Origin of the sequence: Campylobacter sp. RM9334 (assembly GCF_020138145.1) — a bacterium.
Taxonomy (GTDB): Bacteria; Campylobacterota; Campylobacteria; order Campylobacterales; family Campylobacteraceae; genus Campylobacter_E.
On sequence record NZ_JACGAX010000014.1, the window covers coordinates 1 to 15,362 of the forward strand.

14 protein-coding genes are annotated in these 15,362 nt (G+C 26.3%); 5 read left to right on the plus strand and 9 right to left on the minus strand.

The features are described from left to right. Positions 1-326 precede the first annotated feature (326 nt). The 7 genes from AVBRAN9334_RS06630 to AVBRAN9334_RS06660 form a co-directional block, all read right to left on the minus strand. Complete coding sequence (locus AVBRAN9334_RS06630; RefSeq protein WP_336607342.1) at positions 327-878, minus strand: tyrosine-type recombinase/integrase; 552 nt, start codon at positions 876-878, stop codon at positions 327-329. An 85-nt stretch (positions 879-963) separates the two neighbouring features. Beyond that, a complete protein-coding gene (locus AVBRAN9334_RS06635; protein WP_214117182.1) occupies positions 964-1,380 on the minus strand; it encodes a hypothetical protein in 417 nt (138 codons plus the stop codon). Continuing rightward, the gene (locus tag AVBRAN9334_RS06640; protein WP_214117184.1) at positions 1,377-2,627 is read right to left on the minus strand and encodes an adenylosuccinate synthase; all 1,251 of its coding nucleotides are present in this window, start codon (positions 2,625-2,627) and stop codon (positions 1,377-1,379) included. Before AVBRAN9334_RS06640 ends, AVBRAN9334_RS06635 begins: the two co-directional genes overlap by 4 nt. Beyond that, complete coding sequence (locus AVBRAN9334_RS06645) at positions 2,614-5,031, minus strand: hypothetical protein (RefSeq protein WP_336607320.1); 2,418 nt, start codon at positions 5,029-5,031, stop codon at positions 2,614-2,616. The genes AVBRAN9334_RS06640 and AVBRAN9334_RS06645 overlap by 14 nt, the downstream gene beginning before the upstream one ends. Then, entirely contained in the window at positions 5,024-7,246 is a 2,223-nt protein-coding gene (locus AVBRAN9334_RS06650; protein ID WP_336607321.1) for an efflux RND transporter permease subunit, read from the minus strand. The genes AVBRAN9334_RS06645 and AVBRAN9334_RS06650 overlap by 8 nt, the downstream gene beginning before the upstream one ends. Positions 7,247-7,290: 44 nt before the next feature. After that, positions 7,291-7,833 (minus strand): MlaC/ttg2D family ABC transporter substrate-binding protein, encoded by a 543-nt coding sequence (locus AVBRAN9334_RS06655; protein ID WP_336607322.1) that lies wholly within the window; start codon positions 7,831-7,833, stop codon positions 7,291-7,293. After that, on the minus strand, positions 7,830-8,495 hold the full coding sequence (locus AVBRAN9334_RS06660; RefSeq protein ID WP_336607323.1) for an MlaA family lipoprotein: 666 nt from the start codon (positions 8,493-8,495) through the stop codon (positions 7,830-7,832). The genes AVBRAN9334_RS06655 and AVBRAN9334_RS06660 overlap by 4 nt, the downstream gene beginning before the upstream one ends. A 61-nt stretch (positions 8,496-8,556) precedes the next feature. Between AVBRAN9334_RS06660 and AVBRAN9334_RS06665 the strand changes: the two genes are divergently transcribed. From AVBRAN9334_RS06665 to AVBRAN9334_RS06685, 5 genes are all read left to right on the plus strand, one after another. Next, positions 8,557-9,252, plus strand: coding sequence for a molybdenum-dependent transcriptional regulator (locus tag AVBRAN9334_RS06665; protein ID WP_214150508.1), 696 nt, complete (start codon positions 8,557-8,559; stop codon positions 9,250-9,252). A 115-nt stretch (positions 9,253-9,367) separates the two neighbouring features. After that, positions 9,368-10,537, plus strand: a complete 1,170-nt coding sequence (gene ispF, locus AVBRAN9334_RS06670; protein ID WP_336607324.1) for a 2-C-methyl-D-erythritol 2,4-cyclodiphosphate synthase — start codon at positions 9,368-9,370, stop codon at positions 10,535-10,537. Beyond that, positions 10,518-11,384 (plus strand): response regulator, encoded by an 867-nt coding sequence (locus tag AVBRAN9334_RS06675; RefSeq protein WP_336607325.1) that lies wholly within the window; start codon positions 10,518-10,520, stop codon positions 11,382-11,384. Before ispF ends, AVBRAN9334_RS06675 begins: the two co-directional genes overlap by 20 nt. After that, the gene (locus AVBRAN9334_RS06680; protein WP_214117211.1) at positions 11,365-12,531 is read left to right on the plus strand and encodes a sulfate adenylyltransferase; all 1,167 of its coding nucleotides are present in this window, start codon (positions 11,365-11,367) and stop codon (positions 12,529-12,531) included. Before AVBRAN9334_RS06675 ends, AVBRAN9334_RS06680 begins: the two co-directional genes overlap by 20 nt. Before the next feature lie 9 nt (positions 12,532-12,540). Beyond that, the gene (locus tag AVBRAN9334_RS06685; RefSeq protein ID WP_214117213.1) at positions 12,541-13,680 is read left to right on the plus strand and encodes a tetrahydrodipicolinate N-succinyltransferase N-terminal domain-containing protein; all 1,140 of its coding nucleotides are present in this window, start codon (positions 12,541-12,543) and stop codon (positions 13,678-13,680) included. A 591-nt stretch (positions 13,681-14,271) separates the two neighbouring features. Here AVBRAN9334_RS06685 and dapB read toward each other — a convergent pair. Further along, positions 14,272-15,009 (minus strand): 4-hydroxy-tetrahydrodipicolinate reductase, encoded by a 738-nt coding sequence (gene dapB, locus AVBRAN9334_RS06690; protein ID WP_214117215.1) that lies wholly within the window; start codon positions 15,007-15,009, stop codon positions 14,272-14,274. A 4-nt stretch (positions 15,010-15,013) separates the two neighbouring features. After that, on the minus strand, positions 15,014-15,322 hold the full coding sequence (trxA, locus tag AVBRAN9334_RS06695; RefSeq protein ID WP_214117217.1) for a thioredoxin: 309 nt from the start codon (positions 15,320-15,322) through the stop codon (positions 15,014-15,016). Positions 15,323-15,362: the final 40 nt, after the last annotated feature.

Here is a 15,362-nt window from a genome sequence, read left to right on the forward strand (position 1 = left end):
CCCCCCCCCCCCGCCATAACTCACGCCCTTTTTATTCTCTCTTAGATTATTTAGCTTTAGATTTAATAAACTTAAAGATATAGCCTTTAAATGCGTTTAATGGTGCTTTAAATCGTTAAAGGGCTAATAATAAAGTAAATATTGTTTTTAGTAGATTTTTGAAATAAAAGGCATTTTTATGCGTTTGTGGTGTTAATGCTAACGCATTAACTAGGGTAAAAACGCTTTAGCGTTTTTATGCTACGGCTTAAAGTGGAACACACTTTAAGCCTTTATGGGGGTTTCCCCCATACCCCCACAAAGCATAAAGCATAAATTAGTAAAAATTAATTATTGTTATTTAAAGGAGTTATAACGCTTTCTAAAATGCTATTAATTACCATTTTTGAAAGGTTTTTATTGCGTGTTAAGTAGCCGTATGTAGTTGTAATGTTTGAATGTCCTAAGGTAAGCATTACGCTTTCCATACTAAGTCCTAAATGATTAATAGCATAAGTTCCTATTAAATGCCTTATGTCGTGAAGTCTCATTTTTGGTAGATTGTTTTTATTTAAAAAGTTATTCCAAGCTCTGCGTAAATCTATATATTTATTTGCCGTATCTGGGTTTGTAAAAACGAAATCTTCTTCGGAATTGAAAAAAGTCCATTCAAAATGTAGTTTTAATCTATCTTTTAAAAGTGGTGTTAATGAATATTCCATAGTTTTAGAGATTTTACAATTTTCGGAGCGTATTATATAGCTTTCGTTTTTAAAATCTATATCTTTCCACTTAAGGCTTAATACTTCGTTTTTTCTTCTTCCGTGTAGTAAGAATAAAAAAATATTACTATACTTATCTTTATTATTAACAATGGCTTTAATTATATTCTTTTGAATATCGGTTGTATATCTAAAATAAAGCTATTTTTGATTTACAGCCTTTTTTAATAATTTATAAAATATCTTACTAAAAACCTTAAACTTAATTTATATCTTGATTAGCTGCAAAAAATCTCATTGTTGCAATCTCATCTAACTCTAATGCTTGTTTTTTTTCAAATTCTTTTTTCTTTTTTTTAATTTCTTCATCGTGTAAGTATTTTATTTTCTCATAATCTAGCGAAGCTTTTTTATACAAATGAGTAAAATGTACTATCTCTTTTTCACATAAACTAATTTTTTCTAGTAATTCTTTTTGTTTATTTAAATTAAAAAAAATCGCTTCATTTGCTAATTTTATTTCAAGTATAGTTTTTGGTTCTGGATATGTGTCTAATTCTTTTTTTACTAATTCAAATTCTTGTTCAATTGCAGTTTTTTTAAGTTTTGCTTTATTTAAAGCAAGCTCTGCATTTTGTAAAGCTTGCTTTTTTACACTTAATATTTGTTTAAATTTCATAAAATGATTGTATCTTCACGCTCAGGAGAAGTAGAAATCATTTTTATTTTTACACCAACTAATTCTTCAATTTTTGAGATATATTTTTTCGCATTTACAGGTAAATCATCGTATCTTCTAATTCCATAAATTTTACCAAAGCCATCAACACTTTCATAAATTGGTTTTACATTTTCTAAATCAGCTGGAACATAATCAATTATTTCGCCCTTATATTCATATGCTTTACAAATTTTAATGCTATCAAAATTTTCTAAAACATCTAATTTCATTAAAGCAAGTTCGCTAAGCCCGTTTAATCTAGCAGTATATCTTACAGCTACTGCATCAAACCATCCGCAGCGTCTTTTTCTACCTGTGCTAACACCTATTTCTTTTCCTATTTCGCCTATTCTTTCGCCCTGCTCTGTTTTATCTTCTGTAGGGAAAGGTCCGTGTCCAACTCTTGTAGTATAAGCTTTTACTATTCCTATTGATTTGCCTGCTTCATAAGGGCTTAATCCTAAACCGCTTAAAGCTCCTGCAGCAATAGTTGTTGAACTAGTTACATAAGGATAAGTTCCGTGGTCAATATCTAATAAACTACCTTGAGCACCCTCTAACAAGACTTTTTTATCTTCATCTAAAGCTTTCCATATAAGTCTTGTAGTATCACAAATAAATGGTGCTAACATTTCTTTATATCTTTTAAGATTAGCTAAAAGCTCATTTGCATCAGGAGCATTTACACCTAAAGTATCAAAATATGGTTTATTTATCACAAAATCTTTCAAAATTGCATTACAAAGTTTTTCAGGTTCAAGCAACTCACTTACTCTATGCCCACTTCTTGAAATCTTATCAGCGTAGCAAGGTCCTATCCCTTTACCAGTCGTTCCTATTGCATTATCACCTTTAAATTTTTCTTTAGCAATATCAATTTGTGCATGATAGCTTAAATTAAGATGAGCTCTATCACTAATAAATAATCTACCTTCTAAATTATCAAATTGAGCCATTTCTGTAATCAAAACTTCAGGATTTAATACAACCCCGTTTCCTATTACATTTTTGCAACGATGATGCAAAATACCACTAGGTAATAAATGTAAAGCATAACGAACTCCATCAACCCAAATAGTATGACCTGCGTTGTGTCCTCCTGCACTCCTACATACAAAATCATAGTTAGCGCATAATTTATCTACAACTTTGCCTTTACCTTCATCTCCCCACTGAATACCTACTAATATGTCAGCTTTGCTCATATATATCTCCTATAAAAATATTATTTCCGTTTTCATACATTTGCATAATTTTATCTCTATTTTTTTCTTTCACTAAAGATACTAATCTACTCATATAATCTGCTTTAATAGCCAATTCTTCATTAGTAAAATCAAAATTTCTAATATTATTTAAGAATTTATCAAAATCTAAATTATCAAAAGATTCATTATTGTTAATTCTATTGCCAATTACTTTATAGTAATATTCGCAATACAAAATATCTAAATTCTCATTATTTACAATTCTATTTTTGCAAAATACAACAAAATTATCCAATTCTGCTGGGTCATATTCTTGTCTAAAAATTAAACAATATAAATTCTCACCTAAAGAATTCTTAGTTACAACATAGCTTAATTTATTAGGATGCAATATATTATTAAAGTCTTTTAAATAAACAATATCCTTAATAGAACAAGTTTTGCCATCTAATATATTTGCAATAATTTTATCTTGTTCTTTTGCTAACAAGTCTTTTAAATATATCTTAGGTACATTTTGAGTATTTAATAAATTTCTTAGTTCTTTATTAGCACTAATACATTTAAATTCTTTATCAAATATACCTATGATAGAATTACTTTGTTTATAAATATCACTAAAAGATATAGGTTCTTTTATTTCATCTTCTAATATATCTTGTTTTAATAAAGCAAGATGAGCTGTTATATTTAAAAACCTAGCTTGTTTACTATCATAATTATAATCTCTTGAAATATTAAAGCTAACTTTAAATTCTGCATATCTACCATTATTTTGTCTTAAATATAAATTTTGTTCAATTACTTTAGAATAATTTGTAAAACTATTATCTTTAAGATTTTTTAATTTTAATAAAAATTCAATATAAGCAGGATAGCTACTTTTATGTAAAAGCTCTTTAAAATAAGTATAACTTAAAGCTGTATAACCTAAAATTCTATCTATATTTTTACTACAACTTCTTATTTTTAACTTACCACCTTTAAGGGTAAAATTCATAGTAATAATGAAACTTTTTTCTAAAGCTTCATATTGAGATTTAATATTTTCATAACTTTTACTAACCATATTAGTATCTAAAATCATCAAAATATCATAGCAAAATCTCTCCGATCTCATAACGAATGGATATATTTTAACTTCTTTAAAGTCTTCTCCATTCACATAGTGTTCAGTTTGTATATAAAATCCTTGATTTTTAATAGAATTTTGCATATTGTTTGCAAAATTTATCGGGTCTATAATGGTATCTCTTTGCTCTTTTTTACCAAGCATATACAAATTCATTTTAGACATACCTGTAATTTTTTGATTATAAAAATCAAGTGCTGATTGATTTGCTTTAAAAATCTTAGCCGTAAAAGCATCAATCATTAGCATAGGAATTGTGCTTTTACTAAACATAGAGCTAAGTCTTTGTTCTAATTCTCTATATTCTTTTTTAATATCTTTATATTCAAGAACCGAAAATGCCGTTTGTTTTTGCAAGTCTTCTAAATCAGAGCCTTCTATTAGCTCAAAATTTTGAAACTCATCAATATCGCTAGCTCCTTGTAAATCATAACAATATCTTACTTGCTTAACTAAACCATTTTCAACCAACATAGAATCAAGATAAGCATTCCAAAAATACATAACTAATATTATTAGTAAAAATGCACTCAATATAAAATAATAATTAAAATACTCACTTACAGATATAAAGCTTCTTACATTAAAGCCACTATATTCTACTTCTTTAATAATATTATCAGAATTACTTGCTGTTTGATAAATTCCAGATAAATACCAATAGTAACTAAACTCATTTACATTGACAGATAAATCTAATTTTGATTGATTACTTGAATACAAAACATTACCAAAAGAATCTACTAATATATAATCTGTATTAAATTTATTCACACTTTTTAAAAGTTCTTTTAAATCAAGCTTTGCAACCAAAAATGTATTTTTATTATTCTCTAATTTTTTTGCAAAATATATGCTACTTTGTAAATCTTTTGTGGTTATTAATTCACTAATATAAGTAGTCTTATCTACTAAATTTCTAGTATTAATTTCTATGAATTTTTTTAAAGGGTCAACCTCATCACTACTAAATTTATCTAAGACTTCTCCATCTTCGTTAAGATAATAAAATGCTGAAAATGTATTTAAATCCAAACTCTTTAAATCAGGATCCATCTCAAGTGCTTTTGAATATAAATCTAGTCTAATTTTATGCTGTTTTATAGCATTTTGAATACTATGAGAAATCAATTTATTATTGTTAATTAGCTTATCATTGACGGTTGTAAAATTCACATAAAAACTAAAAAACAAAACCAATACAAGCAAAATAAAAGTAATAAAAAAATTTTTTCTTAAAAGCCAAATTATATTATTAAACTTAAGCACTTAAATCCTTCTTTGATAATTCGTTTTTAAAATAACCCTTAAAATATAAACTAATTATAAGTGATGGCAATAAAAACAAAGAACCGCATAATAATAAAATCATAACTAAAACAGTCAGTAATCCAAAATAAATAGTAGGTGTAAAATTAGAGCTCATCATAAGACAAAATCCTAAAACAATAGTGCAAGTTGTATAGTAAAGTGCTGAACCAATACTTTGATGACTTGCCCTAATAGCATCATTTAAATTCCTTTTTTTGATTTCTTCTTTAAACCTATGCACATAATGTATTATATCATCAACTCCAATTCCAATAGAAATTGCAGCAATTGTAATACTCATTAAATCAAGGCTTAGCCCGCTAAAAGCAATAATCGCAAACAATAATGAAATAGGAATTAAATTAGCAATTATTCCAATAATACTAAATCTTATATTTCTAAAAATTATTAAAAATAATGCAAATAAGCTAAGTATAACAAAATTAAGAGTATCTACTTGAGAACTTATAAGTGAGCTTAGCATATTGTTATAAAGCACCATAACTCCACTTACTTGAATATTTATATTATCATTTTTTGTAAGTTCTCTTAAATTATCATTTAAATCTTTTAAAAATTTAGCTCTTTTTAAAGTTTTATCACTATCAACCATTCTAATTGCTATTCTAAATTCTTTTGATTTTTCGTTGTAATATGGATAAATAATTTGCTTTTTAGTGCTTTCTTCAAGGTTATTTTGCAATATATTTAGCAAAAAGCCATCAATATCTTTACCATTATTCATAGATTTTGCAAAATCTAAAAGCGAATAAAGGCTTAAAACACTGCCTACATAATTTTGATTTTCTAAGAAATTATGAATTTTTTTTAGAATTTCTACTTTTGATGGTGTTAAATAATACTTATCACTATTATCTAAAAATTCAGCAAACTCATCAGCTTGTTCATCGTCTTCATCGTTAAATTTAACAATTACATCTAACGGAAGCGTTCCGCCTAATTTTTCATCAATTAATAATAAACCTTTTTTAATATCACTACTATCTTTAAAATAATTCACAAAACTATTTTCAGCACTAAGCTTTGGAATTGAAACAATGGCAAAAACAACTATTATCAAGCTTACAAAATATACTATTTTTCTATGATTTATTGCAGTATTTGCACAAAATAATAAAAACTTAGGCTCTTTAGCAAAATATACATTTTTAAAATCTTTTTTTGCAAGTAACAAATAAGGCAAATATAAATAGCATAAAAGCAAACTAACACTAATACCAATGCTCATCATAACGCCTAATTCACTAATAGGTTTTATTCCTGAAAAAACAAGACTTAAAAAACCAACTACGGTTGTTAAAATAGCATAAAAGCTAGGTTTTGCCTTAGCTAATAATGTGTGTCTTACTTGTGTTAATCTATCTGTATTTTTATTAAAGTTTATAAGTTCTGAAAAATGAGATAATAAATGCACTATAACAGAAATTGTAATAATTAAAACCAATGCTACATAATTACTTGAAATAACGGTTATGTTATAACCCAAAATCGCCAAAATTCCCGTCGTGCTAAAAAGAGAAATTAAGCATATAAACATACAAACAAATACAAAATACAAACTTCTAAAAAATATAAAAATAGCAATTGATAATAATACAAACAACCCTATTCCATAAACATATAAATCAGATTTAACATAAGTAATCATATCACTTGCAATAACGCTCATCCCACCTAAAATCAAATCATTATCAAGCGCAAATTGCTTTAATGTAACAATCAAATCATCTGGATTGTTTGCATATATTAAAAAATCAACAACCGAATAATCTTTGCTAATTAAATTCTTTAAATAAAATTTATTTTTACTTATTTCATCTTTAGCTTTTAATAAATTAGCTCCTTCATTTATACTTTTTCCATCACTTAAAAATAATGGAGCATTTAAAATACTAAGAACTGATTTAACACCATCTATTTTTAATAGTTTTTTCTCTATATTTTGAAGTTTTTCAATACTTTCAATACTAAAGACATCGCCTTGGCTTTTATAGGCTAATACTAAAAAATCTTGAGAACCAAAAGTTTTTATACTTTCATTAAATAGTTGTAAATCCTTATCATCTTCTAAGAAAAAGCTAGTTGATTTTGCTTCAACTTCTATCTTAGTAGAATAATATGATAACCCTAAACAAAGTAAAAGAGTTATCATAAAAACTTTTTTAGAATTTACAAGAAGAAAATTAATTATTTTATTCATTTAAGCTTTTCAAATAAGCCATTAATTCCACTCTGTTTTATAATATCTAAAAACTGAGCTCTATAACTAGCTATTAAACTTGTATTTAAAATATCAATATCATATAACTTACATTCGTTATTGATAATTCTAAACTTAAATATCATTTCTTTAACTTGTTCTTCATACTCAACTTTCATATTTGCCTGACATCTTTTATCATCTATATTAGTGCTTGTTAATTCAAGGCTACTGCCTTTAACCAAATCAATTTTAGATGAAAAATCTTTTTTAAGTCTTTCTATAAAAATATTTTGAAATTCTGCTAATTTTTCAGCGCTTAACTCATTAGCGTTTTTTGAAAGAACTAATTTTGTCATTAATTCAATATCTAAATCATCTTTTAATAAATTAAATAAATCTTGTGATTTATCGTTGCCATCACCTTTAAAGATATCTTGTATTTTTGCAACATCTAAAACAATGTCATCTTTAAAAGTATCAATTTTGTAAGCATATAAACTTGCTAAGCTTAAAGCTATTATTAATAATTTTTTCATTCTAATTCCTTTCGGTTTTTTTCATAAAAATCCCTTATTGTTACATAAGGATTTATACTTTTATAAGCTTCATTAATTAAAGCAGAATTACTACTTGTTTTATCAATCAGCCCAAAAGTAGAAACGCTAATACTAGCATTATTAGTTAAATAAAAATTAGGCTTTAAAGCATAATCAAACGGCAAAGCCAAAGCATCTCTTACATTTGAAGGTCCTAAAAATGGTAAAACAATATGCTCTCCTGGTGGAACACCCCATCTAGCAAGCATCAAGCCAAAATCACTTTCTTTTTCATATTTAAAAGGTCTTAAAATACCACCTAAACCCAATGTGGTATTACCTAAAAATGCTCCTAATTCAGCAGTTCCTGATTTAAATTCTCCACTCAAGTATAAAGTAATAAATCTAAGCGGAGACCCTAAATTGTGGAAAAAATTATTAACACCTTTTTTAACTATTGGAGGAGTGATAGTATTGTAAATATTGCTAAGTGGTCTTAAACTCATATTATAAACTGCATAATTAAAACTAGTAACAGCTTTATTGTAATTATAAAATTTATCTACTCTTTCTACTTGATTAAATTCTGCTTCAAAATCATCAATTTCGTTCGCAACTACTAGTGTAATCAAAGAAAGGATAAAAAATAATTTTTTTATCACAAAATTACTCCATATTTAGTATTTTTGGCAAATAATAACAAAAAAATATTAAGAACAAACTATGAAAATTAATCTAGAAATTGAATTTATTTTAAATGATAATGTAAAAATTACAAAAAAACATATATTGCTTTTACAACAAATTAAAACAGACAAAAGCATTAGCAAAGCTGCTAAGAATTTAAATATTTCTTATAAAAATGCTTGGGATAGTCTTGATGAAATAAGCAAAGCTAGTGAGTATAATCTATTTTCAAATACTTCAAGAAAAGAAGGAAGTAAATTAAGTGCTTTTAGTGAAGATATATTAAAAAAATATGAAGAGTTTTGCAAATTTAAAGCCAAACTCAATGATGATTTTACCTATAAACTATCAGCTCAAAATAAAATTAAGGCTAAAATAGTTGAGATTAAAAATGAGAAAAATTATATAAATCTAACTTGCAAATGCGGTGATGACTTAATAAAAGCAAATATTTCAGTAGCTGCTCTTACTGAATTAAATCTAAAATTATTTGATGAAGTTATATTAATAACAAAAATTAATTTTATAGAATTAGAAAATAATAAAGAAAATAGCTTTAATGCAATTATTCAAAATATAGATATTAAAGATGAGCTAATTTATTTTACATTAAATTTCAATAATCAAATCATCAAAGCAATTGGTAAAAAAAATAAATTATGTAAAAATTACTCAATAAATGATGTAATTCAATTTCAAATTCCCGCTAAAAAAATCATAGTATCTTTATAACTTGTTACGGAATGTAACAATTTTTAATTTAATTTATAAAAATGTTACATTTTAGATAAGATTTAAATAAAATTATGTTAAAAACTTACTCAAAATCATAATTTTAAGGATAATTATGTTGGATATAACGCTTATTTTATTAGCTGCAGGTAATTCTACTAGGTTTAATTTACCTTGTAAAAAGCAAAATTTATATATAAATAAATCCCCATTATGGCTATATTTAGCAAAAGAATTTGAGAAATTATATAAGTTTTCAAAAATAATAATTGTTTGTGATGAGCCTTGTTTTTATGAAGTTAAAGAGCCAAATTATATTTATGTTAAAGGCGGTAAAGAAAGATTTGAAAGTATTGAAAATGCTTTAGAAAAAGTAAATTCTCAATATGTTTTAATTACTGATGTAGCAAGAGCTTTTATAAATCCTAATGTGTTAAACGAACTTATATTAAATGCTAAAAATTATGATTGCGTTTTTCCAGCTATTAAAATTGTTGATACAATTTATAATGAAGAAAAACAATGCTATTTAAATAGAAATGAACTAAGATTGGTTCAAACCCCACAACTTAGCAAAAGCTCTGCTTTAAAATCTGCGAATTTAAAAAATTTTACAGATGAAAGCTCGGCAATATTAGCAAATAACGGAACAATAAAAGCTATAAATGGAGATGAATTAAGCTTTAAAATAACTACAAAAAATGACTTGCAAAAATTAAAATTACTCAATCTAGCAAAGCCAAGTAAAGATATTTTTGTTGGATATGGATACGATGTTCATGAGTTTTGCCACTCTAATGTAGGGCATAAATTAGATGAAGATAATAAAAATGAAGAATTAATCTTAGCAGGTGTAAGACTAGGAAAAGAATATGCTCTAAAAGCACACTCTGATGGAGATGTATTAGCTCACGCATTTACTGATGCTTTATTTGGAGCTTGTGGCTTAGGAGATATTGGGGCTGCTTTTAGCCCTGATGATGATAATTATCATAACGCAAATTCTATGCAACTATTAAAACTTGCTTATGATAAATGCAAATCTTATGGATACGAGCTAATTAATGCTGATATTACAATATGTGCTGAAAAACCAAAACTCTTAAAACATAAACAAGAAATGCTAAAAAATTTAATCACTACCCTAAAAACAAGCAATATTAATATAAAAGCTACTACAACAGAAAAACTAGGTTTTGTTGGGCGATGCGAAGGTATAAGCGTAAGCGTAGTTGTTAATATGAAATTATTTGATTGGAGCGAGTATGAGAATATTAATAGTTGAAAATGAGATTTACTTAGCTCAAAGTATGGCTTTAAAGCTAAATGATGCTGGATATATTTGTGAAGTTGCAAATGATTTTAAAGATATAAAAAACAAATATTATGATGTTATTTTGCTATCTACTAATATAGATAATTTTTTAAAGGTTATTCAAAATCATAAAAATAGCGTTATATTATTGTTAGTTTCTTATGTGAGTAGTGATACAGTTAGTATGCCTATTGAAGCTGGAGCGTATGATTACATACAAAAACCTTTTATGATAGAAGAACTTATTAGAAAAATAAACTATTTTTATGGCTACAACAAGCTAAAAGCTCAAAATACCGCACTAAGTAGCTATATAAAATCAGTTATTGATTCAAAATTTCATACAGCAAAAAGATTAGTATTTCCAACACTAATAAAAACAAATAAGCAAATCTTAGCAGATAGCTATGTTTTTAATTATGTATTTTCTCATAATGTAAATATTCATTTTACTGATTTAAGTAGCTCATTTAATCTAAATAATTTATTAGTAGGAGATAGAGATATTAGATATTTTACAAATTTTCAAGTTTTAAAAGGCTCTAAATTAGAGCAAATTATCAAGCTTAGTAAAGGGCAAAATTTTATATTTCACACTAATGGAAATGCCGATATTGAAGGCTTTAATATAATTAAGCTAGAAGACAATTCAAATACACTAGCATTAGGAGAAATTCTAACAATTGATGATTACATAAAAAATATGATAATTAATTGGCAAAAAAGCTATTCTGATACAGAACTTAGTAAAAAATTAGGATTAAGCAGAAAATCACTTTGGGAAAAAAGGAGAAAATATGGAATCAATAAAAAATAAAATAAAAGAAATAAAAATTACTGAAAAAGAATTAAGTATATTAAGTTTAATTGAAATTAATTCTTTTAATACCAATGGATATTTACCAAATAAAGAAGAAGTTTTTAAAGAATTTAATTCCGCCACAATTGATAAAAATATATCAGCCTGTACTTTAGCTTTTTCTCCTAATTATGAATTAAATGATAATATTAAAAACTATCAATTTAACAATGAAATTACATTAATATTAAATGATAAAAAAGTAGGAAAAATCACTCAAGCAACTACTTTTGATAATGATAAAGCATATACAAATATATTTAGTGCAAATACTTGCAAATTAGATAAAGAATTAAATCCTTGCATAGCAGGAAAGGTTGAGATTTTTAATAATGAATTTAAAAAAGTAAAAACTGCTCTAAATAATAAAATCAAAAAAAATAATGCCAAGAAAATAACAGCCCTAATCCTAAATGCCGACCCAATTACAAGAGCACACGAAAGAATGCTAAGATGGACTATTGATAAGGCTGATTTAGTGATAATTTTCGTAGTTGAAGGATATGATACAAATTCTTTAAATTTTCAAGCAAAAAAAGAATGCTTTGAATACTATGCGAAAAACTTTTTACCACTTGAGAGAATTTTCCCTGTGTATTTAAAAAACATAGATTTATTTAGTCCTTACCTTGACCCAAATTACGAATGTTTATTGGCAAGTTCATTTGGTGCAAATAAGCTAGTAATAGGACAAAATCATCAAGGTTTAGGATTGTTTTATGATAATAATTTAGCTCATACAGCCATAGATGAATTATCTAAAAAAACAGGCTTAGAGCTAATAGTTTTACCTGAATTTGTATTTTGTAATAAATGCAATGTAATGGTAAGCACAAAATCATGCCCACACGGAGCTCATCATCACATAAAATATCGTTCATCAATGATTAGAGAAATGCTTCATTCAGGGCTAATCCCGCCAACCGTTTTAGTAAGAAAAGAAATATCAGCAAAGCTATTAGCACATTTGCACCCTAATAGATTTAAAAATGTTCAAATGATTTATGATGGATTATTTCCAAGTAATGGTATTATAGAAAAACGAAGTGATGAAGACCTTTATAAAGAGCTAATTACTTTATATCAAACAAGTTATATGATTTAAGGAGATTTTATGAATAATTTTAATGAATTTTGTGAAAAAGTTCAAAGCGAAAAAGACTTTTTTAAACCACTTGCTTTTGCTTTAGGAGTTGGGTATTTCGGACAAAAAAGCAAAGAATTAATTTATATTGATTTTGCAAATGTAAATTATATGCAAAATTTCGGCACTTTTGCTGTGTATTTTAAAGAATTAGCACTAAATAATTACAAAAATGAAAGTGAGTTTTGTATCGAGCTTAAAGAAGAGCAAATCAAAAATATCTTAAAACATTTTGAATGCTTTGAAAACGATGGCAAAAGACACGAAAATATAATAAGTCTAAAAGCAGCTTTAAAAAATATAAAAAATGAAAGATTTTTCCTAGTTGCACTAAATAGCGATGAAGCACCTAAAAGTATTGCTAGTGTTTATTTAAAACTACATTTATTATCAAGACAATTCGTAAAACCAAGAGAGATTAATCTAAATGGAGCTTTTGGACTATTAAAAAATCTTGCTTGGAGCAATTCAAAACCTTATGAATTAGAATATTTAAGAGAATTTGAAGCTGAATTAAAATTTAGCAAAACTTATCCTGAAATTGATTTTGTAGATAAATTCCCAAGATATTTACAAACAATAATCCCAGCTGATAATACAAGGATTTTAGATACTTCTAAGGTTAGATTAGGAGCACATTTAGCTAATGGAACAACGATTATGCCAGGTGCAAGTTATGTGAATTTTAACGCAGGAACTCTAGGTTCGGTAATGTGCGAAGGTAGAATTTCAAGCTCTGCAATAGTAGGCGAAGGTAGTGATGTTGGCGGTGGTGCAAGTATTTTAGGAGTATTAAGCGGGACTGATGGCACACCAATTAGTGTTGGTAAAAGATGTTTATTAGGAGCAAATAGTGTTACAGGAATAGTTTTAGGAGATGATTGTGTAATTGATGCAGGTATTGCGATTTTAGGTGGAAGCAAGGTTGAATTATTATTGTGCGATGGACTTAAGAATGCAAATCCTAATTTTAATTTTGATAAAAATGTTTATAAAGCTAAAGAATTATCAGGATTAAATGCCCTACACTTTAGACTAAACTCAACTAATGGAAAACTTCAAGTAGGCTTTAATAAAAAAGCAATTAAACTAAATAAAGATTTACATTAAAACTAAGAAATTACGAGAAATCGTAATTTCTAAATATCACACTAACATATAATTAGATAAAGGTTTCATAATAAACCAAGAAAAATACGCCTATTAAATTCTTTGAATTATAAGTTTATTTCTAGTTTGATATATAAATTTATGAATATAAAAGAATATAAAAACAAGTTTATTTTACAACGACAATTATCTTGCAATAAAAAACTTTATCAATATTTTAAAGCAAATACAATCCATAAATTTAAATACTAATTTATCTTATGAAGTTGTAAAATATATCAGTTAAAATTCTATTAAAAATTTAATATTTGTTTTAATAAACAATTCTATCAACTTTTGCAAATCAATTAATTTTAAAAATCAACTTAGCAGATTTTACAAAAATTATTAAATTACATTTTAAGGATTTTAAAAACATTTTATAAAGCAAAAGCCCTTTTTATAAATCACTTATATTGTAAAAATTAAGCTCAAATAACGATTATAAATTTTAAACCTGTATTGTTTAAGGGTATTATTTTTATTCGTTATTAAGCAATACTAATTGCAAATTTTATAAGCAATCTTAAAAATAAAATATGTTTTTATAATTTACTTATTTAATAATTCACCTACAAAATCACTCATAGAATAATTTTTATTCTCTTTAGTAATAAGCCATTTTGCTACATTAATAGCACCTTTAGCAAATATTACTCTAGAATTTGCATTATGAATTAATTCTATACTTTCATCATCTCCATAAAACCCAACACTATGATACCCTGCAACGCTTCCACCTCTAAGGCTTACTAAACCTATTTCGTTATCTTCTCTTTTGCCTTCTCTGTTAAAGCAAATCTTATGCTCTTTATTTAAAGCTTTATTTCTAGCTTCAAGTGCATTTTTTGCTAATGTTAGAGCTGTTCCACTAGGAGCATCAACTTTATGTTTATGATGTTTTTCATAAATTTCTATATCAAATTCTTTTAAAGCAAGTGCAGCAATTTTCGTAAGTTCATTTAATATTGCAACACCCAATGAAGTATTAGAAGCCCAAAAAAACTTACCTTTATAAGTTTTAGCTTTTTTAAAATATTCATCTTTAAGCCCAGTAGTTCCAACAACTAAAGCTGGTGGATTATCTAATAAGCTAGCTTTTTCAAGTAACTCAACACTAGCAGCGGGAGTAGAAAAATCTATTATAACATTAGCTTTAAAAAGCTCATTATAATCATTATTTTCCTTAGTAAAAGAATATACCAAATCAATATTCTCATCAGCCAAAGCTAGTTTTACTAGCTCCTTACCCATTCTACCATTTGCCCCAAATACTGCTAGATTTATCATTTTATTATAATAGTGAGTTTAATTTATCAGCTAAAGCTTGTTTTGCTTGAGCACCAATTACTGTATCAACTATTTCGCCATTTTTGAAAAACAACATAGTAGGAACTGAGCGAATTCCAAACTCAGCAGCTAATTCTTCACAATCATCAATATTAACTTTAGCCACTAATGCTTTACCTTCAAATTCATTTGCTAATTCTTCAATAGCAGGTGCAAGCATTCTGCAAGGTCCACACCATGGTGCCCAAAAATCTACTAAAGCAACGCCTTTTTTAGCTAAATTAATATTTTCACTTGTTAATTCTTTTGCCATTTTATTCTCCTAAAAAAATATTTGTAAATAAAAATTATCA